This is a genomic window from Paenibacillus woosongensis, assembly GCF_030122845.1.
Lineage (GTDB): Bacteria > Bacillota > Bacilli > Paenibacillales > Paenibacillaceae > Fontibacillus > Fontibacillus woosongensis_A.
Window position 1 is genome coordinate 4452521 of the sequence record NZ_CP126084.1, and the last position, 23000, is coordinate 4475520.

Here is a 23000-nt window from a genome sequence, read left to right on the forward strand (position 1 = left end):
AAACAACGTCTGTCTTTAGGGAGCTTTCTGCATAAGGGCCCTCTGTTTCATCCAGATTTCACCCGGTTAATGACAACTACAAGCGACGGAACAGCAATTTTGGAATCACTTCGCATAGGACATTTTACACATCCAGCCTTTGTCGCTTTAAGCCTCATACTACACTATTTTACTATGAAGGAAAGGTGATTATCATGTTGAAATGGTCAGTTATTTTTCTGATGATAGCGATTATTGCAGGAATTTTCGGATTTTTTAACATTGTAGCAGCAGCTGCTTCGATCGCTAAAGTGCTTTTCTTCATTTTCCTCATCTTGTTCGTGATTTCTCTCTTCACCGGACGCAGCCATTCACTTTAAATAGATAAGGACTATCATCCGTTCGGCAAATCCCTGCTGAAAAAGGCGGCGCTTCATAACGAAGCAGCCGCCTTTTTGTTGCATTAGTAGGAAGACAAGTACCGTGCGATTTCAAGCCAATCCAGTGTAAGCTTAACCGTTATTTGCTGATCGTGGAAGACTATGTCCCGTATGACAACCGGTTCAGGTACAAAGGGGCCGGGATCCACTTCCACCTTCCCCAGCCCGAAGATTTGCGGTGGAAGTGACAGACTTCTGATTCTGACTTCTTCCGGGGTCAAAACTAACCGGTCGCGCGAATATTCCATAACATACCGGGCTTCGCCCCCGAACTCCAATGCCCCCCATGCACCGTTCAAATAGACCGTAAGCCGATTGCCGCCAAGCTCGAACTCCGTGCCTGTAATCTTAACGGGGAGTTCGCCACGGCTCTGCAGGGCGCGGATCAAATTTTGCTTGGCCAGATCATTCACTTCCTTCTCCGTCAGCTCCACTTCCGGCCTGCGGGTTTCGATCATCCTTTCCAGCTTGTCCTTCCAGCGTATTTCCGAGTAATTTAAATCGAGGCTGCGCTCCGGGCGGATATACCAGACTGCAGCAGCCGCAAGCAAAGCGAATACCAGCAGAAGCAAGAGCAGCAGCCGCCCCCATGACCGTCTTTTGTTCACGCCAAATCGCTCCTTTAACAACCCATTTATTAAAATCTATCATTTATCATGATTCTGAAGTTGCTTGATTGTTTATTACATAAGTACGACAAAGAATACAACCAAATATGTTCAAGGAGGAGTTTCAATTGAAAAAATTTGCAGCCATTACCGCTTCCGTCATGATTTCTGCCGCCCTGGCTACCGGAGCCTCAGCAGCTGAAGCCGATCCTGTCGTGCCGGTTCTTGACGAACCTATCATTCAGGCTGAATACACGGTGATCGCTCCGAACCCGATTGAATTGTTAAGCATTACTAGCTTCTATAGCGCTCCGAACGGCGATATGCTAAGCGCCCTTGCCCCGCAATCGGTACATCCGACTGGCCAAATCATCGACGATTGGGTGGAAATATACACCTGGCTCGGCAAGGCCTGGATTTACGTTCCAAACTATGTGCCGGACTATAGCTAATATATACCATAGGATTATGCCTTCATGCACGAATCGCTCCGCAGAGCCAGGGATTTCCCGGGTTCTGCGGAGCGATTTTTAGTTTGGGGCTAAACTATTTCAGCACACTGCCCCCGTATAGAAAACGACGTTCCCACGAACCATCGAACTTATCAATCCGGACGCCGCCCGATTTGACGGAATAAGTATGCAGCAGCTGGCCGTCTCCGATATACATGGCAACATGTGTAATCCGTTCCTTGTCCCTGTCGATCCCCGCGTAAGCGGAAGCGGACGAACCTTTATAGCTCATAAAAAAGACCAGATCCCCAGCCTTCAGATCGCTAATCTGATAGACCGGCTGGCTGTTCTCCTTGATCCACGCTCCTTGCTTCCGGGAATCAGATGGCAGCGTAATGCCAAGGGCTTTCTTATAAATATGTTTTACGAAATCGGAGCAGTCGAAGGTAGTCGTCGTATTTCGGTTGGATCCGAATTCGTAAGGCGTGCCCATATACTGCTTGCCCGTTTGGATCACTTTATCCACCTGCTGTTTGATATTCGCCGGAATGGATGGCTGAGGAGCAGGAGCAGATGAACCGCCGTTCCCTTGGGACGTACCGCCCTTGGCGAGCTCTATATATTTGCTCGATGAGCTGACATAACCGGTCAGACCATTCTCGCTCTTTACCTTGTAAAATGATTTGTTGGTTTGTTCCAAAATAGTGACGCCAGTGCCTTTCTTCAGCATCGTAATGATTTCCCCGGACGTGGACGGCGCTGTGCGCAGATTCACTCCGTAGATAACGCGGCCGCTTTGCTTCGTCTCCGCTGACCCCGGTGCAGAAGCCGTACCATTAACCGTGATATATTTTGGCGCCGCGCTCACATATCCGACATTCCCTGCGGCATCCTTCACCTTATAGAAATAGCTGTTGCTTTGTTCCAGAATTTGCACCGACGTCCCCTTCTTCAATGAGCCGATGACCTTTCCTGACAGAGACGGCTTGTCTCGCAAATTGACGCCTGCCACGATCTGGCCCGTAGACTGCACGGCACTCTGGGATGAAGCCGCTGCCGAAGTCAACGCCGGCATGGAAGAATAAATGGATAATGCCATGGCACTCGATAATAAAATCGCCACACTCCGTTTCATTGATGAAAAACCTCCTAGATGTAGTTGGAAATATGGGGTATTCTGTTAATTCCTCCTTTCTTTTTAACTTCTAACCATTATATCCTTTGTCGATAAATGTCTAAATAAGTCGATTTTCGTGTTATGTATTTGACTGGGCTACGAAATACCTAGTATAAATTCCGAAAATAGGTCTTAGTACCTTTTCACCCCAACATAAAAAACCGTCAGAGCATGTACACTCTAACGGTTCTTTTCTACGTCCCGGTCTTCGGTTCAACATGAACGTGAACATGCATGACATTGCGGATGCGCCGCATCTGCTCCTCAACGCGATCGCTGATTTCGTGACTCTCCATCACGGTAAGCAGCGGGTCTACTTCGATGACGACGTCAACCAGCACATGATTGCCATGGACGCGCGCCTTCACGTCCCGTATCCCTTCTACGCCTTGGATTCTTGAAATGGAGCTCCGCAGATCTCCCAGCTCGCTCTCGTCGAAGCCGTCGGTCAACCGATGCGTTGAGTCCCTGAATATATCCCAGGCGGTCTTGCAAATTAACAGGCCGACTGCAAAGGCGGCAACGGTATCCAGCCACGGAAGCCCGAATTGCGCGCCGATAATTCCGATGGCCGCCCCGATACTCACCAATGCATCAGAAAAATTATCCTTGGCCGCTGCCATTAGCGCCTGATTGTTAATCTGCTTCGCCAGCCTGCGATTATAGGCATAAACGAGCCACATCACTGCCGCACAGATCAATGCAACCCCCGCCGAGCGAATATCCGGCTCAGTCTCTGTTCCTGCCACAAGTGAACGAATCGAACCGTAAATGACTTGAATTCCCACCATCGCCATAATAAAAGAGGCCACTAAAGCAGCAATTGTCTCCGCTCGCATATGCCCGTAAGCGTGATCGGAATCAGGCGGTTTCTGGGATATGCGCAATCCTATCAATACCGCAAGCGAAGCCACGATATCGGTTACGTTGTTGAAGCCATCTGCCAAAAGGGCGCTCGATGCAAAGAGATATCCGCAAATCAGTTTGAATGCAGATAGAACCAGGTAAGCGGAAATGCTGATCCAGGCTCCCCGCTCTCCTTTGCGTATATCTTTATAAATGTCCAAATCTGCACCTCCAGCTCCTTCTCTATTTGAAAAACAAAATATGGTTATATCATCGTAGCAAATGAACTTCGTGTGAGTCTAGAGAAACAGTGTTGCCCCGGGCTAAAGCGAACGTTATTCATTATTCCCGTTGTCCAATAATTTAAAAACGTATAGAATAAGAGCAACCCCTTTCCCTATAGGAGATGATCGACATGACAGAAAGCAACGAACCGCGGAAAATCGACTTGGCCGAAGCGATGCGCCAGAAGCTGCAGCAGAAAAAACAGCAGCAGGCTGCGGCGAATAAGCCAGGATTCTCCGGAAATCAACAAACAAAAACATTGAAGAGCCAGAACAATAAAAAGCCGAATAACCAGCGTCGCCGTACAGGCGGGTCATAGGAGAAGCAGCTCCAAGACGCAAAAGAGGGTATCCCAAAAGTAATCCTTGGAGCACCCTCACCAGCAAAATAGGATAGAAATCGTAAAAAACCAAGAAGCTAAGCGGTTTGTTCTCGCTTAGCTCCTTGGTTTTTGGCATCAACGGCTGCTGTCTTAAGCAGATTGTGGGCAAGGGAAAGCCACCCGAGCTCCAGATTTACTGTTGATCAGCCTCGAAGCAGGAACCTTTTGAAGCCCCGGTTGTTCTTCATATCGCCAAACACAGACTCCGGCTCGATCATGCGCGCGCTCTATCTCCGGTCCCCTTGATGAGACCAAATACGCTCCACCCCTTACGCCGAGCATGAATCGCGGATTTCACGTTCTAATTGGAATTATAGTAGTTAGTTTCCGCGGTAAAGAAAGAAAAGTAGATTTAAATGGATTTTATGTCTTTAGAAAAAGGGAATTGTCCATCATGGGCGGGATTCTTGATTTTAGGTGCATAAAATCCATCTAATCCATTGAACCATTCGTTTAGAGCATTATTAGATACATGAATTCCATTTAGTGTCGGACAGCTTATGTCTACCAGTTATATAGGATGAGCTTAAGAAGGGATGCAGGCAAGGGAGAAATTGCTTCCACAGAAGTTGGTTCCACAAAGTCGGTTCCACAGAAACGGAGAAAGGGGCGCCCCTCAGTCATCTATGATGACTTCTGGGACAGCCCCTTCTGCATTTAGCGCCAGGTTTGGCGATTATTTATCTTCAGGATACATTTGCTTGCGCAGATTTTGAATCTCTTCGCTCTCCAGGTATTCATCGTAGGTCATAACGCGGTCGATGATGCCATTTGGCGTAATTTCGATAATCCGGTTGGCAATCGTCTGGATGAACTGATGGTCATGTGACGTGAACAGAATCGTGCCGTCGAAATCGATCAAGCCGTTATTCAGTGCCGTAATGGACTCCAAGTCCAGGTGGTTCGTCGGCTCGTCAAACAGAAGCACGTTCGCGCCATTCAGCATCATTTTCGCCAGCATGCAGCGAACCTTCTCGCCCCCGGACAGGACGCTCGCTTTCTTCAGCGCCTCTTCCCCGGAGAACAGCATCCGGCCCAGGAAGCCGCGGAGGAAGGTCTCATCCTGGTCGTGCGAATATTCACGCAGCCATTCGACCAAGTTGAGGTCAACGCCGTCAAAATATTTAGAGTTATCTTTAGGGAAATACGCCTGCGACGTCGTTACGCCCCAGCTGTATTCTCCAGCGTCCGCTTCCAGCTCGCCCATTACGATTTGGAAGAAGGTCGTCTTCGCCAGGCCGTTCGGCCCAACAAAAGCAATTTTGTCGCCTTTATTAACAACGAAGCTGACGTTATCCAGTACTTTCTCGCTTTCCACCATCTTGGTCAAGCCTTCTACGCTCAGAAGCTGCTTGCCGGCCTCACGCTCCGCCTTGAAGTGCAGGAACGGATATTTCCGGTTCGAAGGACGGATATCGTCGAGCGTGATTTTGTCCAGCTGCTTCTTCCGGGATGTAGCCTGCTTCGATTTCGAAGCATTCGCGGAGAAACGCTGAATAAACGCTTGAAGCTCTTTGATCTTCTCTTCCTTCTTCTTGTTCGCATCACGCTGCATCTGCAGCGCCAATTGACTAGATTCATACCAGAAGTCGTAGTTGCCGACGTACAGCTGAATTTTGCCGAAGTCGATGTCCGCGATATGCGTACAAACCTTGTTCAAGAAGTGACGGTCGTGAGATACGACAATAACCGTTCCTTCATAGTCCATGAGGAAGTTCTCGAGCCATTGAATCGATTCCAAATCCAAATGGTTCGTCGGCTCATCCAGCAGCAGGTTGTTCGGGCGACCGAACAAGGCCTGAGCCAGCAATACCCGCACCTTCTCGTTGCCGCTCAGCTCAGCCATCTTCTTGTCATGAAGCTCGCGCGGAATGCCCAGCCCGATCAACAGCGCAGCCGCATCCGATTCGGCTTCCCAGCCGTTCAGCTCCGCGAACTCTCCTTCGAGCTCGCCAGCGCGCATGCCGTCCTCTTCGGAGAAATCAGGCTTCGCATACAGGGCGTCCTTCTCCTTCATGATGGAATACAGACGGGTATGCCCCATGATCACCGTCTCCAGGACAGGGTACTCGTCATACTCGTAATGGTTCTGCTTCAGCACCGCAAGGCGTTCGTTCGGCGACATATGCACCTCGCCCTGATTCGGCTCGATTTCTCCAGACAAGATTTTCAGGAAGGTGGATTTCCCCGCCCCGTTCGCGCCGATGAGGCCGTAGCAGTTCCCCGGCGTAAATTTTATATTCACATCTTCAAAAAGTGCTCGTTTTCCATAGCGGAGCGTTACACCAGTAGTACTTATCATTTCGGCATTACCATCCTTTATCAATAATACACACTGGTCAACATTATAGCATAAATCATGGCCGCCCGCCCCAGTCGAAAACGATTTGCCCGCAAAAAAAGACGCACGTCATGTGCGTCTTTGCAGTCACTGTATATCCTTCGTGCGGTCTTGGCCGGAGTTCGCTATCCGCTTCCCGGATATCGGAGCGTCTCGCCATGAAGCAGGATTTTGATAGCCTCTTCCGCGATACCCCTGCGCTTCCGGTCCTCCTCCAAGCGATCAAGCGCCTCCCGCGCGGTATCGTCGGCAAGCCGAAACGTCCCGTAATGCATCGGAATCATCAGCTTGGCCTTCACGTCGAGAAATGCCTGCAGCGCCTCCTCCGGAGTCGTATGCTGCGAGGTCATGAACCATTCCGGTTCATAGGCGCCAATCGGCAATAAGGCTATATCGATCTTATAGCGCCTGCCAATCTCCTCAAAGCCGCGGAAATAACCGCTGTCGCCGGCGAAATAAACGACATGCTCCTGCTGTCCTTCCGTTGTCCTCGCCGGTTCCAGAACATATCCGCCCCAATGCGACGTATTCGTATCAAACGGCGTCCGCCGCGTCCAATGCTGGGTCGGCACAAACGAAATTTTGGCGCCTTCGATCTCCAGATGCTCCCACCAGCTCAGCTCGTGAACGCGCTTAAACCCTTTGCGCCGCAGCTTGCGTCCTAAGCCGATGGGCACGATGAGCTGGGTGTTTGCCCCATACAGCCTGCGGATGGAAGAAATATGCATATGATCATAGTGGGAATGGGAAATAAGAATAACATCAAGCTCAGGTACGTCAGCAATCGGTATTCCCGGCGTTCCAAGCCTGCGCTGAAATCCCATTCGCCCGGCCCAGACGGGATCGGTCACGATATTCAGGCCCTTGTATTGAATCAGGAATGTAGCGTGGCCTATCCAGGTCACAGTAAGCTCAGTTGTATTGGCCCGCAAAAAATCAAGCTGCGGCGTAGAGTTCGGAATGATGTAGGAGTAGTCTTTCTTCTTGCTGCGCCGCTCCTCCCGCCATTGTCTGAACTGCTTTAAGGTTTTGTCAGTGTTGACATTGTCGATGTTCGTATAGCGTTTCTTGGCCATGCTTGAGGATACCCTCCTTCTATCTCCCCTCCAGTTTGTTCTTTGCGTTTTTTATTTTACTATATTTAGAACATATACACCCGTAAAAGCAAAGGATTGAATCAAATCAGTCGATAGGATCTTTATAACGGTAGGCGTAAACGAATAAAAACACGACCGCGGCGATCAGGACCAGCTGCGGCGCCCTCATCATCAAAAAATGCTCCATGGCTTAGCTCACCCCTTCTTCGGCGATCCTCCCCGAATGTATTTGGCGTCGAATAGAAACAAACGCATCAGCAGCACAAGCGAAGGGATCAGGATGAACAGCCCGGCAATAAACGCCGTAATGAGCGCCACCGCCATCGTTTCGTTCGTGAAGCCTTCGTAAATGCTGACCTGTTTATAGAGAATATAGGGCAAATGGGATCGCCCGTATCCGTACCAGGCAAAGCCGAATTGCAGCATCACGAGCAGAAAGGACCAGCCCAGACGGATTCTTTTCCAAACGAAATAGACGGCGAGCAGAAAGCACAGGAACGATGCAATAAACATCCAAGCCATACTGAGCATATTTTGGAAATGCTCGGGATTATGCCGATTGATCTGAAAAAAAGCCAGCACAGAAGCGGCAATCGTGGGTGCGCTCCACAAGAGCGCATATCCTCGCAGCACTTCGAAGGCCACGCGGTCTCCCGCTTTTTTTGCGTAATAGGTCAAGAACATGGCGGAAATGTACAGCACGGAGACGAGCGCCAGCACAATGACGGACCAGGTGTAGGAACTAGCGAAGAAACTCGCCCAATTCAGGACAACATGGCCGCCCTCTTCCCGGATGATGCCGCCTTCGGATATGGCCAGCACCGTCGATAGTGCCGCTGGAATCAGCAATCCCGTCGCCCCATAGATCGCCATATAAACCTTGTTGTCTTCCCTGCTGCTTCCGTAGGTGTTGTAGGCGTAATAAGCCCCGCGAAGCCCCAGCAGCACCGTGGCCAGGCTGCCCGGAACGAGCAGCGCCGTACCGTAGTAGTACGCTGAAATCGGAAAGAAGCCGACAAGGCCGACGACGAAGAAGATCAGGAATACGTTCGTCACTTCCCAGACGGGGGATAGATAACGCTGAATAATATGGTGAACTCGGTTCTTCTGCCCGGTTATGACGCTGTAATAGCTGAAAAAACCGGCTCCGAAATCGATCGATGCCACGATCAAATAGCCAAATAGAAACGTCCAGAGCACCGTAATTCCGATGATTTCGTAGCTCATCCCTGACCTCCTTCCTCGATTCCCCGCTCTCTCATTTCCGTAAACACGTCTTTATTGCGGAATAGCTTGGCTAATACGTAAACGCACGATACGCAAAGGACGAGATACAAAATAATGAACAGCAGGAGCATCGAGCCGACATTCGGCGAAGTCGTCGCCGCATCAACGACTCTCATGTAGCCGCGAACGATCCAGGGCTGCCGCCCGATTTCGGCGAACATCCATCCTAGCTCGATCGACACCATCGCAAACGGCCCCAGCGTAAGAATGCCGATCAACAGCCATTTTGGATAGCCCTTGTTGCGGCCAGGCAGCCAGCGGCGCAGCAGAAACAGGAATGGAATGAGAACGAGCAGCATGCCGATCGTCACCTTCATATCGAACATGTAGTGAATAAGCAGCGGCGGCCAGTCGTCCTGGGGATATTCCTCGAGGCCAATCACTTTGGTGCTTGGGGTGCTGCCCGCCAGGATGCTGAGCGCGTAAGGAATCCGCAGCGCATATTTCACCTCATGGTTCTCATCCAGAATCCCTCCATAAATGAGGGGAGCCTTCTCCATCGTCTCGAAGTGCCACTCCGCTGCCGCCAGCTTCTCCGGCTGGTACTTCGCCAGAAATTTGCCGGAGAAGTCCCCAATGACCGCCGTGGATACCGCAAAGACGAACGCGCATGTTACCGTGAGCTTGAGTGCTTTTTTGAAATAGGGGTGATTGCGCCCCTTAAGCAAGCTGTAAGCGGCAATGCCCGCCAGCAGCCCCGAGCTCATCGTCAGCGAAGACGCCAGCACGTGCGATACCTTGGTCGGCGTAGCCGGGTTAAACATGGCTCTAAGCGGGTCGATATTCGTAAAAACACCGTTCTCCAGCGTAAATCCCTGGGGCGTATTCATGAAGGCATTGACCGTGGTAATAAAAAATGCCGAAGAAAATGCCCCAAGCACGACCGGGATCAGCAGCAGCAGGTGCAGGATCGGCCGTCTGAACCGCTCCCATGTATACAAGTATATGCCGAGAAAAATCGCTTCGACAAAGAAAGCAAACGTCTCCATAAACAGCGGAAGAGCGATCGCCTGCCCGGCTACGCGCATGAAGCTGGGCCACAGCAAGCTGAGCTGCAGGCCAATCGATGTGCCCGTGACAACGCCAACTGCGACGGAAATAACAAATCCGCGGGCCCATCTGCGGGCGAGCAGGGAATAATGGGGATCCTTATGCGTAATCCCCCTCCATTCGGCCAAAGCGATAATGAGCGGGACGCCTACTCCGATTGAGGCGAAATTAATATGTACAAACAAAGTGAGGCCGGTTAGAATCCGGCTCAATGTGACTGGGTCCATAGAGAACATGGGTCTGGCTCGGCTCCCTTCTCGTCATAATCCAGCGCCCGGGTTCCGGCTCCGCTGGCGCGCCCAAATACCGGAAGGCGCTCTTGATGGTGGCATACAGCATAATGACTGCTACGACGAAGCAGACAAGGATAAGTATCCGTTCCTGCCGCTGATACATAATAACGATGCGCCTCCCCTTTGAATCGATTTGTCTACCTGTAGTGTGCCGCCCGGGTTCCTTTTTATTCCTGACCGGTCCTGGGCATACCGTTCTTCCGGGCTTGCTTCCGAGACTTGGGTTAACCCTTTCCTTGATGTACAATAAATTGAAAGGAGTGTGAACAAATGATGAAAATTGTATTTATCGAACCGACGCCGAGCCCGAATACGATGAAGCTCCATCTGAGTGAAAGTCTGGAGCCGGGCATCCGCAAAACATATACGCTAGACAACGAACGCTCAGCCCCGTCATGGATTGCAAGAATGCTGCATATCCCGGGGGTGAAGAGCGTCTTTCATACCGCCGACTTCGTTGCTCTTGACCGGAAGGGCAATGCCGATTGGTCGGCGATCTTGACCGAGGTTCAATCGCAGTTCGGCCAGGAGGGCATTGCTTCCGCATGGGAGCAGAGCGATTCGGAGGCTGCGCAAGGCTACGGCGAAGCGCAGGTCTTCGTGCAATTTTTCCGCAGCATCCCGATGCAGATCCGCGTGAAATCCGGCAGCCAGGAGGAGCGGATCGGCCTCAGCGAGCGCTTCGTGGCCGCGGTGACCGAGGTGTCCAGCGCGACGCTGATCAAGGAACGCAAGCTGACCGACTACGGCGTGCGTTACGGCGAGCTGGCGGATATCGCCCGCGAGGTAGAGCAGGAGCTGGAGGCGGCATACCCGCCGGAACGGCTGCGGGCGCTCGTGGCGCAGGCGATCGAGCACGGCAGCAGCGAAGGCGAATTCGTCGAGCAGCGCCGCGAGCTTAGCCTGGACGAGGTGCGCGAGCGGATGCAGAGCGACGACTGGCGCGTTCGCTACGCAGGCCTGGAGGCGCTGAAGCCGGATGCCGAAGCGCTGCCGCTGCTTGCCGAGGCGCTTGGCGACAAGCAAATGCAGGTGCGCCGCCTGGCCGTCGTCTACCTCGGCGATATCGGCAAGCCGGCCATGGACCTGCTCTATGAGGCGCTGCGCGATAAGTCCCCGGCGGTGCGCCGCACGGCAGGCGATACGCTGTCGGACATCGGCGATCCGGCGGCGACGAAGGCAATGATTGCCGCGCTGCAGGATTCGAGCAAGCTTGTTCGCTGGCGGGCGGCCCGCTTCCTCTACGAGGTCGGCACAGATGAGGCGCGCGACGCGCTCCGCGCTGCCTCGGATGACCCGGAATTCGAGGTTGGCCTTCAGGCGCGGATGGCGCTCGAGCGGATCGAATCTGGAGAGCAGGCTGCGGGTACGATCTGGCAGCAAATGGCGCAGCACAGACAGAATAGCGCTAAGGACGCCTGATTGCCTGATTCCAATTGCTCTGTTTGATCCATCGGCCTTGATGTCAATATTTGATGATTGTCCTTGGCAGGCCGCTGTTATATACTGAGTAATCAGTTCATCTGACAATTTAATAAGAGCCTCATCGGCATTTCGGATGAGGTAGAGGTCGCGATGTTGATCAGTACGTCCGGGGAGGCTGGAAGCCGCCGATGAACCGGATGGAAAGGCAGCATCGCCGAAGCGTGAACGTCCTGCTTCCCATGGACGGACATGCTGGGGCTGTTGCCGAAAGGGACAGAACTGTCACGGCTGACTCCTGCGGAAAGCCGTGTTGTGCTATCTTGAGGATTGTTTATGGGGTCACGGTATAACGATAAGACCGCGGAACCTTTCCGGCGGTCTTTTTCTTTTTTTATTGATTTAAACTGAGAGGATGCAGACAATGGATAGCAACAAGACAAACACATCTCAATTGAACCGGGGACTCAAAGCCCGCCATATGACGATGATCGCCCTCGGCGGGTCAATTGGGACCGGTTTGTTTCTCGCCAGTGGAGGAGCGATCGCCTCGGCGGGCCCCGGTGGTGCCCTTCTCGCTTACGCCGCCGTTGGAATCATGGTCTATTTTCTGATGACGAGCCTGGGCGAGCTGGCTACGTATATGCCGGATTCGGGTTCGTTCGAGACTTACGCCTCGCGTTTCGTCGATCCATCTCTGGGCTTCGCCATGGGCTGGAACTTCTGGTATAACTGGGCGATTACGATTGCGGCCGAGCTGTCAGCGGCAACGCTGATTATTAAATACTGGTTCCCGGACAGCTCATCCCTATTGTGGAGCGTTCTGTTCCTTGCCCTCATTTTGGGTCTCAACCTTCTATCTGTTAAGGGATACGGCGAATCGGAATATTGGTTTGCCACCATTAAGGTTGCGGTAGTCATTATATTTCTGGCGGTCGGCGTGCTGATGATCTTCGGCATTATCGGCGGCGAAGCCGTCGGCTTCAAAAATTTCACGATCGGCGATGCGCCGTTCCACGGCGGATTCTTCGCCTTCCTCGGCGTATTTATGGCCGCGGGTTTCTCCTTCCAGGGAACAGAAATGGTCGGCGTCGCCGCCGGCGAAAGCGACAACCCGCGGGAACACGTTCCCCGTGCGATCCGTCAGGTATTCTGGCGCATCCTTATTTTTTACATTTTGGCGATTTTCGTCATCAGCTTGCTCATTCCTTACACGAATCCTAATTTGCTGAAGGATGGCATCGAGAGCATTGGCGTCAGCCCGTTCACGCTCGTCTTCGAAAAAGCCGGACTGGCTTTCGCCGCCTCGGTGATGAACGCGGTCATTCTCTCCTCCGTTCTGTCCGCAGGCAATTCCGGCATGTATGCGTCCTCCCGCGTTCTGTACTCGCTAGCCAAGCGGGGCAAAGCGCCGAAGTTCCTCGCGCGGCTCAGCCGCCGGGGATTGCCGGTCAATGCGCTGCTGCTGACGACGCTGGTTGGAATGACCGCCTTCCTGGCCTCCCTGTTCGGAGACGGGATCGTGTATACGTGGCTGCTTAACGCCTCGGGGATGTGCGGATTTATTACCTGGCTCGGCATCGCGATCAGCCACTACCGTTTCCGGCGGGCCTATATTGCCCAAGGCCGGGACCTGAACGATCTTCCCTACAAGGCTAAATGGTTCCCGTTCGGTCCGATCTTTGCCTTTGTACTATGTATTGTCGTCATTCTGGGGCAAAATCTGTCGGCCTTCACCGGAGGGCAGATCGATTGGTACGGTGTCGTTGTGTCATATATCAGCGTTCCCTTGTTCCTGGTCATCTGGCTCGGGTACAAATGGATTAAACGCACCAAAGTAGTTCCCCTGCAGGAATGCGAGCTGGAGCCGCCAGCACGAAAATAAGACCGATCGATCCATACGTTAGAAACAGGTGTACGTGCAAAAAGGAGCTGCCCCGAAGTAGATGAATCTACTCGGGGGCAGCTCCTTTCTTATAGGCAAATGAACTCAATAATAGCTAACTCAATTATTCTCCCAATGAATTTCGACCCGCAGATCATGAGTGCCTTCCAGCGGCTCGGCCAGATAAGAAATATGGCTGAGGCCAAGATCATACAGGCTTCCCAAATGATCGACGAGCTGCCGCTCTGAGCCGGCATAGCGGACCGTTACCGTCTGCTGTTTGCTGGCGTTCGCCTGCTTGACCTGAGCTTGAATTCCCTGGGCCGTGCTTAGGGCAGCATCCGGGCGGTAGAGCGTATATTCCAGCTGCTTCTCCAGCTCCAGCAGTCCGGCAGCCGCTTGGCCGCCTGCTGCAATTAGCGATCCGAGCGTCTGACGATAGGATTGCTTTGCAGCCGGATATACGTTATTCCAGGTATGCGTCTTTCTCATTTGCTCGTCCGTCCGCATATAGTAGCCGTATTTAACGACACCCGGCATATCCGGAGCAGGATCATCCCACGTCGTATCAAGATGGTACCAATGTCCTCCCAAATATACGAGGTTCCAGGCATGCAATTGGCCCCCAGCACTGCCTTCGACGATTCGATTGTTGATTCCCGCCTGCTGCAGGAGCTTGTACGTTAGCAGCGTATATCCCTGGCATACCGCTTCGCCTGTTTTCAAGCCTTCATATGCGGTATATTTCTGCAGCTTCTCATCATATTTCATATTTAACACGACATAATCGTGAATCACTTTAATCTTCTGATGTTCATTCATGCCGGGCTTCAGTATTTCCTTCAAAATCGCCTTTACCCTCTCGTCAACGTAAGCCGACTGCTCTGCCGTCTCCCGGTAGTATACTTGAAAGGTGATCTTGGCCGAACCGGAGGTACCTTTCCACGAATATGTATAACGGTCAACGACATACTTGGTGTAAGGATCGCTCTCCAGCGCCCCGTTCACAGCTTCCTTCAAAATATCCTTCAGGTTGCTCGTCGCGCCCTGATATTTCAAAGTGATGCTCGTTTTCCTGGCTCCCATAAGCTCGGCTAATACGGATTGAAGCTCCGTTGAAGAGGTTACGGCTACGTTCTCTGCAGCGATTTCCGATTGCGCGTATACTTCACTATAACCGACGACCGGCGGTACGGCACCAAACACAATTGCACATGCAATCCCAGCCGTAATCCATCGTTTTGCGATTTGCTGCTTCATCATATCCCAACCCTTCTGCATAAAAATATAGCTTTTCCCGTTAGTTCAAGCCCATTGTAACATAACCTAATATGAAAAGGGCTTCTAGTTTTGTCGAATCCTCAGTCTCCTACCGCCGCTTTCGACTTTGTGTCCTCATGACAAAAAAGACGCTAAAATGCCTTATTTTCCTATACGATTTCCTTTTAAATGGATAGCAGTTTAGGTATAATATAAAACATATTAAATAGTGTGATAAATATCATTGCGCGATCAGCCATATTAGGAACGGAGAGACATGTATATGACTATAGTAAATATATCGGACATTTCCGTTGAACTTTTTATTACTGTGATGTTTTTTATCCTGATCATTGCCCCACTAGGCAGCTTAGGTTTACTGCGCCTGTTCCAAGGGCGGAAGAAGAGCGGGCTCATTCTGATCGGCAGCGGAATTGTTAGTTATATCGTATTCCAGTTTGTTGCCGGCTTGATTGTTTAACAATACTTATACAACTTTGTCTTCGCATCTATGGAATATAAGAGGAGAACGGGCTAACCGTTCTCCTCTTCTTGTTCTTATTTCGATGAATTGGAAGCCATGGCTTTCAGCCTTAGGCTTGAAGCAATGCATGCTCGGCTAATGCCTTATCAAATTGAAGCTTGTTCAATCCGGGAATGCGCTGCTCGCCAATAACCGTGACCGGGACGACTTGTATTCCCATATCCAATACCTGCTGAGCGAACTCCTTGTTTCTCTGCACGTTGCGCTCCTCGTAAGAAACGCCACGCTCCGCAAGATAGCTCTTGACCCGATGGCAGTTCGGACAGTTCGTGCTTGTATATACGATAACTTGACTCATATGATTTATCCTCTTCCCTACCCCAGGTTTATCTATTCTATATATCTATATCTATTATCTAGTAGTTATCTGTTATTTCGCAGCTGCAGCTGCAGCAGCCTCATGCTCCAGGCTTTCTATGAATTTCTCGCAATCGATCGCTGCCATACAGCCGCTTCCCGCAGCCGTAATAGCCTGGCGGTAACGGGTATCCTGAACGTCGCCGCAAGCGAATACGCCCGGTACGTTCGTCTCGGACGTTCCCGGCTTCACAATGATATAGCCATTCTCGTCCGTATCGATCTGACCACCCAGGAAGCCGGTGTTCGGATGATGCCCAATCGCTACGAATACACCGCTGGCCGGGATAACTTCCTCTTCCCCGGTCGCATTATTGCGTACTTTAAGCCCGGTTACGCCCATTTCGTTCGTCAGGACTTCAATCGGCGTCCGGTTCAGCGCCCATTCCACCTTCTCGTTGGCCCGCACGCGGTCCTGCATGATCTTCGAGCCGCGCAGTTCGTCCCGGCGGTGAACCAGCGTTACCTTGGAGGCGAATCTTGTCAAGAAGCCTGCTTCTTCCAACGCAGAGTCGCCCCCGCCGATGACGATGATTTCCTTCCCGCGGAAGAAAAAGCCGTCGCAGGTTGCGCAGGTGCTTACGCCACGGCCCACATTGTCCTGCTCGCCCGGAATTCCAAGATATTTGGCGGTAGCTCCCGTCGAAATTACTAGTGTTTCGGACACCAGCTCCCCAATGCCCTCCACTTGAAGTTTGAACGGACGGCTGCTCATATCGACCGAGTTCACCCATCCCATACGGAATTCAGCGCCAAAACGCTCCGCTTGCTTGCGCATATTATCCATCAGCTCAGGCCCCATGATTCCTTCCGGGAAGCCGGGGAAGTTCTCTACATCCGTCGTTGTGGTCAGCTGGCCTCCAGGCTGAGGCCCTTCAATAACGAGCGGCTTCAGGTTCGCGCGGGCCAGGTAAATTGCCGCGGTCAGCCCTGCCGGGCCCGTTCCGATAATAATGGATTTATACATCTTATTACATCCTCCTTCAAGGCAATAATTTTACATGAGTGCCGCATATCTATTCATTCATTTTCATTACAGTACCTCATCTTTATTATCAAGTAATGATTAATTAAGGTCAATATTTGCGTTAGCCGTGTTCCGTGAAGGTTGCATGAAGGATCTATGAATCCGGGAAGGAACTGCCCTGCTTCAACGAAGCAGGCGCAGCCCGTTCAAAATGACGAGAAGCGTGCTGCCCTCATGCCCAATCACACCGAGCGGAAGCGATATGCCTTGAACAAAGTTGCCTACGATTAACGTCAGAATGACGGCCGCGGCAAACACGAGATTTTGCTTCACGATTCTGCGGGCGCGGCGAGCCAATGCTACGGTCTCCGCAACCATTTCCAAATTATCGTTCATCAGCACGACATCCGCCACCTCAAGTGCGGCTCCTGTTCCGCCCGTGCCCATAGCCATGCCGACCGTGGCGGATGCAAGGGCTGGGGCATCGTTGACGCCGTCGCCGACCATCACGATATGTCCGTGCTTTTCCCGGAGGCTTCGAACATGATTTACCTTATCCTCCGGCAGCAAATCGCCAAACACCTGATCCACGCCAGCCTCTCTCGCTATAGCCTCGGCCGTCCCGCTACGGTCTCCCGTCAGCATCACCGTGGCAATCCCCATCTCGCGCAGCTTGGAGATTGCAGCAACCGCCTGAGGGCGAATGACATCCTGCAGAGCAACCAGGCCCACATAATCATTGTCCTGCATAATCAGCGAGACGGTATTGCCCTCTCCTACCAATATCTTCAGCCGCTCCATCAATGCGGCCGGCATGGCGGCGTCCTGCTCACTAGCCTTGCCAATGCGCCACATCCGTCCATTCACTCTGGCCTCGATGCCCCAGCCAGTAATGGCTCTCATATCCTCGGCCTCCTTGATTTGCAGACCTTCGCTGACTGCCTTGTTTACGATCGCCTTGGCAAGCGGATGCTCAGACAAGCTTTCAGCGGAAGCACAAGCCGCCAGCACATCCAAGCGGTCATAGCCGTCAGCCACGAACAATTCGGTGACGACCGGCTGCCCAGCCGTTAACGTGCCCGTCTTGTCGAAAGCCACTACCTTCGTGTTGCCCAAATTGTCCATATGCGCTCCCCCCTTAAAGAGGACGCCCTTTCTAGCGCTTTTGGACATGGCCGATAGCATCGCTGGCATCACAGAAGAGACCAGAGCGCAAGGTGAAGCCACGACGAGGAAGACCATCGCTTTATAAAAAGTAAACGACCAGCTCCAGCCGAGCACCAGCGGAGCAAGCAGAATAAGCGCTGCTGTCGCTGCCACGATAGTTTTGGCATAAATGCCTTCCAGCCGTTTGATGAAGCGTTGGGACTCCGGCGTCTCATTCTGCGCCTGCTCGACGAGTGCGATAATTTTGGCAAAGAGAGTTCCTTCAGCCGGGCTCGTTACTTCAACATACAGAGCTCCTTCTCCGTTCAATGTTCCGGCAAACACGCTGTCGCCTAGCGCTTTATCCACCGGTATCGATTCCCCCGTAATGGCAGCTTGGTTGACGGCCGAACTGCCGCTTTGCACTACTCCGTCCGCGGGAATTACCTCGCCCGGCTTCACGAGCAGAAGGTCGCCGATCGCCAATTCTTCCACAGGGACGACCTTCATCCCGTCCTGGCCCACCTTTACCGCAGTTTCCGGTTTTAAGGAAATCAGCTCGGAGATATCCTTATGGCTGCGTTCGCTGGCAAAGGACTCCAGCGCGCCGCTCAAGGCGAAAATGAAGATGAGCATCGCGCCTTCATTCCAATAGCCAATAGAGGCAGCTCCCAGCGCCGCGGCGATCATCAGCAGGTTTACGTCCAGATCGCGATCCTTGATTAACGTCTCTAGCCCTTCTTTGGCTTTCATGAATCCTCCCGTAAAATAAGCGGCAATGTAGAGCAGCACGGATATCGTTTGCGAGAACGATCCTACTCCCCAAGCCGTTAACATAAGCACGCCACTGCCCAGCGCAATAATAATCTCCCGATGCTTCAGCATGTGAAGCAGCGACTGGCGCCGCCGTCTCCGCGGATCCGGCGAATTTGCGGACGCGGATTGCTGAATTGCGTTAACTCTTTTGTGTATCGCTTGCATATAAATCTCCTCCCTTGATGTGGTATCTAATTGAGAATGAATACTATTGTTAATGCCCTTAAAATGGCACATGCTGCCCCGGGAAAATCCCGGAGCAGCATGTAATTGAGAACGATAATCATTTTTGGATCAGAACAATAATTTTTCCTCAGCGAAACTTTAGATTCATTTTAAGCCTTTTTTCGCTTTGTGTAAATAGGTGAGTAGACAAATTCGTTTGTGAAAGACGACCCGTTGTCCTCCCTCCATCATTCTGATAGCTGTTGAGTAGGTTTTTAGCGGGGAGAACGATGGGTGAGCCGGGCTTGTAGGGGGATGTTGGGTGTTTGGGTGTTTGGGTGTTTGGGTGTTTGGGGTGTTTGGGTAGTGAACTTTAGCAGGTAGAGAGTTGGCTGGCGGTGGGTTTTAGCTGAGGCGGATCTTCATTGAGACTTACTGTATTTCATACATCTATTTAGCTTCATTCCGAGCAATATTGCATTATAAATGTATTTCTTACATCTGAAATGTCCCTTTTCACCATCGCAACCCGTAATTGGCTAATTTAATTGTAAGAAATACAGTTAGTTATAGCGCCGCATGACGAGTACCTCATTCTAATTGCAACAAATGCAGTTAGTATCGTAATTCCCAGTCGATCACTACCACTATAAACTCCTGTCACGATAATTACTCAACCTCACTAACAGTACCACCGTTGACAGTTAAGCTTTTTCAGCTACTTATGCCATTGAGCTACTTAAAGCTGCTATAGCTGCTGCTATAGTCATGGAGTATTGCAGCCACTAGAGCTACTACCGTCCTTACAGTCATTTGGAGTCGTTAAATTCACCTACAGTCACTTTAGTCACTCTCAGTCACTATTTTAGACATTGCAGTCATTGCAGCTACTAGTCACTGTAGTCACTATAGTCGTTGCAGCCATAATAGCCACCGCAATCGCCGTAGTCACTGCCCGATACTTTCACTGCCGTTGCAGCCACCGCTGTTGCCCAACTGTTACCACCGCCGCTGCCACCACCAATAATCGCAAAACTCATAAACGGTGCTATTGCCAATTAAAAAAACTGCTCCCAAAGCTTGTTGACAAACCTTCGGGAGCAGCGTTCAAACTCGCATAGCTCTAACAGGATATAAACAGATGATTAGGCCTGGCTTGCCGCAATCGCTTGATCGAGATCATAGAGGATATCTTCAATCGACTCTGTGCCGATGGACAGGCGAATGAGTCCAGGAGTAACGCCTGCCGACAATTGCTCCTCCGGAGACAGCTGCAGATGCGTCGTGCTTGCCGGATGAATGATCAAGGATTTGGAATCGCCGACGTTGGCCAAGTGCGAGAACAGCTTCACGCTGTTGATCAGCTTGCGGCCAGCTTCTACGCCGCCCTTGATTCCAAAGGTCAGGATTGCGCCTTGGCCCTTTGGCAGATATTTCTGGGCAAGCGCATAGGATTCATGGCTAGGAAGTCCAGCATAGCTGACCCATTCGACATTCGGATGTGCTTCCAAATGCTTCGCTACCTTAAGCGCGTTCTCACTATGGCGTTCTACGCGCAGATGCAGCGTCTCCAGACCCTGAAGAAGCAGCCAAGCGTTAAATGGAGACAAGGATGCGCCCAGGTCGCGCTGCAGTTGTACGCGGGCTTTAATAATGTAAGCCAGCGGGCCAAGCGCTTCCGTATAGACAACGCCGTTGTAGCTCGGATCCGGCTCGGTCAGCCCCGGGAATTTGCCGCTGGCCTTCCAGTCGAACTTCCCGCCGTCAACGATGACGCCGCCAATGGAAGTGCCGTGTCCGCCGATGAACTTCGTTGCTGAGTGCACAACAATGTCTGCCCCGTGCTTAATCGGCTGAAGCAGGTACGGGCTTGGGAAGGTGTTGTCTACGATAAGCGGAATGCCGTGTTCGTGAGCAATCGCGGCTACCGCTTCGATATCAAGGACATCGCCCTTCGGATTACCGATCGTCTCTGCATACAGAGCTTTGGTCTTATCTGTGATCGCCGCGCGGAAATTTTCCGGGTTGGACGAATCCACGAAAGTCACTTTGATTCCCAGCTTCGCTAGCGTAGTAGAGAACAGATTATACGTTCCGCCGTACAACGTTGCGGAGGAGACGATTTCATCCCCGGCACCTGCGATATTCAGGATCGAGAACGTAATCGCTGCCTGACCGGAGCTCGTGGCAAGTGCGCCAACGCCGCCTTCGAGCGCCGCGATTCTTTTCTCGAACACATCGTTCGTCGGGTTCATGATACGGGAGTAAATGTTGCCAAATTCCTTCAGTCCGAACAAATTGGCCGCATGCTCCGTATCGCGGAAGCCATAGGATGTTGTTTGATACAGCGGTACCGCGCGAGAATAAGTAGTGGGATCAATTTCCTGACCCGCATGAACCGCAAGTGTTTCAAGACCGAGTTGACGCTCTTCAGACATAGTTAAATCCTCCTTTAAATTTGCATACCCAAAAGGATGTCATTGTTTTTTTCATATTCTCTCACATAATGAAGCGTTTGAAAATACCAAATCCGATAAAATTCCTATGAATTATTCATTTTCTCGATTTGCTGTAGACAACAAATAAGCCGACGGCTGAAAACCGCGGCTAATTTGTTCATATGTGCATGGATATGTGCATACTGTTCATAATTTCCGAAGAACGGGGCAGGAACCGTCAACATATTCACATTATCGACCCGTTAGCACCCATGATTCCAGCCAGATTAGGGTTATACACATGTGGACAGTTATCTGCTCTGGGAATTCACAGAAAATTTGCGGATGAAATATTGCAGCAGAAAAGGGCCCAGCGGCAGGACAAATTCGCCGACCTGGAAGATGCGTACGCTCACGACCACCGAGCTCATGAAGGCCCATACGACGATCAGGGCGATGACCATCAGCATGCGGCTGTACATGACAAGTGCCGGAGGATAAGGAGTAATGCTCTCGATCGAACGCATTCCGGGATTCCAGGTCCGGTAGCTGAACAGCATGGATGCGATCAGCATGAGCGGCGTGATAACCGGAAACAAAGAAGACGACAGAACTCCCGCCTAATGTCGCGGCGAATGGCCAGAATGCCCAGGAGCATGACGATACCCAGCGTAAGTGTATGAACCAGAGCATGAAAGCTGTAGGCCTCGTTAAAAAGATTGTTCAGCGGCGAGACCGCCGACAGAAACCATGTATACAGTACCCCGTAAAGGGCCGGCAGCCCCATCAGCCAAGGATTGCGGAAAATATGATTCCATTCCAGCGCAAATTGGCGCTTCCATTTCATCATCGCTGCCCCGCTCCTTCCTCCTGAGAAGACCTTAGCAGCGCTAAATGCCATCCTCCAGGGTAGGACGAACTACGGACGCATCCATATCTATAGGCGGGGTATCGGCGATGATCCGACAGAGCAGCCCATCATCCGTGCGCCGGGTGGATACGATGGACATCGGGTCCAGCTTAGCGAACAGGCTCTCTTCAACGATCCCTTCCCATACCTTGCCTTCGCCGGCGGTCTGCAAGCGCGTTAAATCCCCAGAAAACCGTACTTCCCCCCGATCAAGCACGGCGATCTGCCGGCAGTTGCTCTCAATGTCCGCAACGATATGCGTGGACAGCAGCACAATCCGGCCCAGGCTAAACCGCTAAGCAGATTGCGGAAGCGCACGCGCTCCTCCGGGTCCAATCCGGCAGTCGGCTCGTCAACGATCAGCACCTGAGGGGAGCCGAGCAGCGCCTGAGCAATTCCAAGGCGCCTTCTCATGCCGCCGGAATACGTGCGGATGCGCTTATTTCCCTTCTCCGCAAGGTTGACCTCCTCCAGCAGGCGGGAAATTTCCGCCTTGCGCTTGCGCGGATCGCTCATTCCCTTCATTACGGCGACATAATCCAAAAATTCCGCTCCAGTCAGTTGAGGATATACTTGAAACTGCTGCGGCAAATACCCGATCATTTTCCGGATGTCCTCCGCGTTCTTCAGCGATACTCCATGAATCAATGCGTCTCCCGAGCTCGGACGGATTAATGTAGCCAGGATGCGCATCAGCGAGGTTTTGCCTGCACCATTAGGCCCGAGAAGGCCGACCATGCCCTCGCCGATCGTCAAATTGACGTCATCCAGCGCCATATGGCCCTTCCGGTACATTTTATACAAATGGTTGATCTTGATCATGCCATCATTTCCTCATTTCATAACGGTAATG

25 protein-coding genes, 1 pseudogene and 1 riboswitch are annotated in these 23000 nt (G+C 51.8%); of the genes and pseudogenes, 6 read left to right on the plus strand and 20 right to left on the minus strand.

Annotation, left to right across the window (positions count from 1 at the left end; translation table 11 throughout):
* Positions 1 to 194: 194 nt before the first annotated feature.
* The gene (locus QNH46_RS20565) at positions 195 to 359 is read left to right on the plus strand and encodes a DUF1328 domain-containing protein (RefSeq protein WP_283925814.1); all 165 of its coding nucleotides are present in this window, start codon (positions 195 to 197) and stop codon (positions 357 to 359) included.
* A gap of 83 nt (positions 360 to 442) precedes the next feature.
* Here the strand turns inward: QNH46_RS20565 and QNH46_RS20570 are convergent, their stop codons facing one another.
* Positions 443 to 1027, minus strand: coding sequence for a hypothetical protein (locus tag QNH46_RS20570; RefSeq protein WP_283925815.1), 585 nt, complete (start codon positions 1025 to 1027; stop codon positions 443 to 445).
* 128 nt (positions 1028 to 1155) lie between these two features.
* Here QNH46_RS20570 and QNH46_RS20575 point away from each other — a divergent pair, with 128 nt between their 5' ends.
* Positions 1156 to 1479 carry a hypothetical protein gene (locus tag QNH46_RS20575; RefSeq protein WP_283925816.1) on the plus strand — a complete coding sequence of 108 codons (324 nt, stop codon included), beginning with the start codon at positions 1156 to 1158 and terminating at the stop codon, positions 1477 to 1479.
* A gap of 94 nt (positions 1480 to 1573) precedes the next feature.
* On the opposite strand, the gene QNH46_RS20580 is transcribed toward QNH46_RS20575, so the two are convergent.
* Together QNH46_RS20580 and QNH46_RS20585 are read right to left on the minus strand one after the other, a co-directional pair.
* Positions 1574 to 2614: a C40 family peptidase gene (locus QNH46_RS20580; RefSeq protein ID WP_283925817.1), complete on the minus strand. Its 1041-nt coding sequence runs from the start codon at positions 2612 to 2614 to the stop codon at positions 1574 to 1576.
* 236 nt (positions 2615 to 2850) lie between these two features.
* Positions 2851 to 3723 (minus strand): cation diffusion facilitator family transporter, encoded by an 873-nt coding sequence (locus tag QNH46_RS20585; RefSeq protein ID WP_283925818.1) that lies wholly within the window; start codon positions 3721 to 3723, stop codon positions 2851 to 2853.
* Between the two features lie 194 nt (positions 3724 to 3917).
* On the opposite strand from QNH46_RS20585, the gene QNH46_RS20590 reads away from it, so the two are divergent.
* Positions 3918 to 4106, plus strand: coding sequence for a hypothetical protein (locus tag QNH46_RS20590; RefSeq protein ID WP_283925819.1), 189 nt, complete (start codon positions 3918 to 3920; stop codon positions 4104 to 4106).
* 98 nt (positions 4107 to 4204) lie between these two features.
* On the opposite strand, the pseudogene QNH46_RS24640 reads toward QNH46_RS20590, so the two are convergent.
* From QNH46_RS24640 to QNH46_RS20615, 7 genes and pseudogenes are all read right to left on the minus strand, one after another.
* Positions 4205 to 4390, minus strand: a pseudogene (locus tag QNH46_RS24640) (transposase); the annotation flags it as partial.
* A gap of 455 nt (positions 4391 to 4845) precedes the next feature.
* The gene (locus QNH46_RS20595; RefSeq protein ID WP_283925820.1) at positions 4846 to 6471 is read right to left on the minus strand and encodes an ABC-F family ATP-binding cassette domain-containing protein; all 1626 of its coding nucleotides are present in this window, start codon (positions 6469 to 6471) and stop codon (positions 4846 to 4848) included.
* Between the two features lie 164 nt (positions 6472 to 6635).
* Complete coding sequence (locus QNH46_RS20600) at positions 6636 to 7586, minus strand: MBL fold metallo-hydrolase (protein ID WP_283925821.1); 951 nt, start codon at positions 7584 to 7586, stop codon at positions 6636 to 6638.
* A 106-nt stretch (positions 7587 to 7692) separates the two neighbouring features.
* Positions 7693 to 7794, minus strand: coding sequence for a cytochrome bd oxidase small subunit CydS family protein (gene cydS, locus QNH46_RS24645; RefSeq protein WP_413773754.1), 102 nt, complete (start codon positions 7792 to 7794; stop codon positions 7693 to 7695).
* 8 nt (positions 7795 to 7802) lie between these two features.
* On the minus strand, positions 7803 to 8834 hold the full coding sequence (locus QNH46_RS20605; RefSeq protein ID WP_283925822.1) for a cytochrome d ubiquinol oxidase subunit II: 1032 nt from the start codon (positions 8832 to 8834) through the stop codon (positions 7803 to 7805).
* Positions 8831 to 10180 (minus strand): cytochrome ubiquinol oxidase subunit I, encoded by a 1350-nt coding sequence (locus QNH46_RS20610; protein WP_283925823.1) that lies wholly within the window; start codon positions 10178 to 10180, stop codon positions 8831 to 8833. The genes QNH46_RS20605 and QNH46_RS20610 overlap by 4 nt, the downstream gene beginning before the upstream one ends.
* Complete coding sequence (locus tag QNH46_RS20615; protein ID WP_283928550.1) at positions 10113 to 10340, minus strand: hypothetical protein; 228 nt, start codon at positions 10338 to 10340, stop codon at positions 10113 to 10115. Before QNH46_RS20615 ends, QNH46_RS20610 begins: the two co-directional genes overlap by 68 nt.
* Positions 10341 to 10510: 170 nt before the next feature.
* Between QNH46_RS20615 and QNH46_RS20620 the strand changes: the two genes are divergently transcribed.
* Both QNH46_RS20620 and QNH46_RS20625 read left to right on the plus strand, forming a co-directional pair.
* On the plus strand, positions 10511 to 11659 hold the full coding sequence (locus QNH46_RS20620; protein ID WP_283928516.1) for a virulence factor: 1149 nt from the start codon (positions 10511 to 10513) through the stop codon (positions 11657 to 11659).
* A gap of 134 nt (positions 11660 to 11793) precedes the next feature.
* Positions 11794 to 11988: riboswitch (Lysine riboswitch) on the plus strand.
* A 95-nt stretch (positions 11989 to 12083) separates the two neighbouring features.
* Complete coding sequence (locus QNH46_RS20625) at positions 12084 to 13544, plus strand: amino acid permease (RefSeq protein WP_283925824.1); 1461 nt, start codon at positions 12084 to 12086, stop codon at positions 13542 to 13544.
* A gap of 120 nt (positions 13545 to 13664) precedes the next feature.
* On the opposite strand, the gene QNH46_RS20630 is transcribed toward QNH46_RS20625, so the two are convergent.
* Positions 13665 to 14807, minus strand: coding sequence for a transglutaminase domain-containing protein (locus QNH46_RS20630; protein ID WP_283925825.1), 1143 nt, complete (start codon positions 14805 to 14807; stop codon positions 13665 to 13667).
* 280 nt (positions 14808 to 15087) lie between these two features.
* Here QNH46_RS20630 and QNH46_RS20635 point away from each other — a divergent pair, with 280 nt between their 5' ends.
* Positions 15088 to 15285: a hypothetical protein gene (locus tag QNH46_RS20635; protein WP_213593861.1), complete on the plus strand. Its 198-nt coding sequence runs from the start codon at positions 15088 to 15090 to the stop codon at positions 15283 to 15285.
* Positions 15286 to 15397: 112 nt separating this feature from the next.
* Here the strand turns inward: QNH46_RS20635 and QNH46_RS20640 are convergent, their stop codons facing one another.
* From QNH46_RS20640 to QNH46_RS20680, 9 genes are all read right to left on the minus strand, one after another.
* Positions 15398 to 15646 carry a glutaredoxin family protein gene (locus QNH46_RS20640; RefSeq protein WP_283925826.1) on the minus strand — a complete coding sequence of 83 codons (249 nt, stop codon included), beginning with the start codon at positions 15644 to 15646 and terminating at the stop codon, positions 15398 to 15400.
* Between the two features lie 72 nt (positions 15647 to 15718).
* Complete coding sequence (trxB, locus tag QNH46_RS20645; RefSeq protein WP_213593865.1) at positions 15719 to 16672, minus strand: thioredoxin-disulfide reductase; 954 nt, start codon at positions 16670 to 16672, stop codon at positions 15719 to 15721.
* Between the two features lie 183 nt (positions 16673 to 16855).
* Positions 16856 to 18799, minus strand: a complete 1944-nt coding sequence (locus QNH46_RS20650; protein ID WP_283925827.1) for a heavy metal translocating P-type ATPase — start codon at positions 18797 to 18799, stop codon at positions 16856 to 16858.
* An 890-nt stretch (positions 18800 to 19689) separates the two neighbouring features.
* Positions 19690 to 19839 carry a hypothetical protein gene (locus tag QNH46_RS20655; protein ID WP_283925828.1) on the minus strand — a complete coding sequence of 50 codons (150 nt, stop codon included), beginning with the start codon at positions 19837 to 19839 and terminating at the stop codon, positions 19690 to 19692.
* Positions 19840 to 19944: 105 nt separating this feature from the next.
* On the minus strand, positions 19945 to 21237 hold the full coding sequence (locus QNH46_RS20660; RefSeq protein ID WP_283925829.1) for a homocysteine synthase: 1293 nt from the start codon (positions 21235 to 21237) through the stop codon (positions 19945 to 19947).
* Positions 21238 to 21548: 311 nt separating this feature from the next.
* A complete protein-coding gene (locus tag QNH46_RS20665; protein ID WP_283925830.1) occupies positions 21549 to 21836 on the minus strand; it encodes a hypothetical protein in 288 nt (95 codons plus the stop codon).
* A complete protein-coding gene (locus QNH46_RS20670) occupies positions 21806 to 22087 on the minus strand; it encodes a hypothetical protein (protein ID WP_283925831.1) in 282 nt (93 codons plus the stop codon). The genes QNH46_RS20665 and QNH46_RS20670 overlap by 31 nt, the downstream gene beginning before the upstream one ends.
* Before the next feature lie 40 nt (positions 22088 to 22127).
* Positions 22128 to 22364 (minus strand): hypothetical protein, encoded by a 237-nt coding sequence (locus tag QNH46_RS20675; protein WP_283928551.1) that lies wholly within the window; start codon positions 22362 to 22364, stop codon positions 22128 to 22130.
* Positions 22325 to 22969, minus strand: a complete 645-nt coding sequence (locus QNH46_RS20680) for an ATP-binding cassette domain-containing protein (protein ID WP_283925832.1) — start codon at positions 22967 to 22969, stop codon at positions 22325 to 22327. Before QNH46_RS20680 ends, QNH46_RS20675 begins: the two co-directional genes overlap by 40 nt.
* Positions 22970 to 23000: the final 31 nt, after the last annotated feature.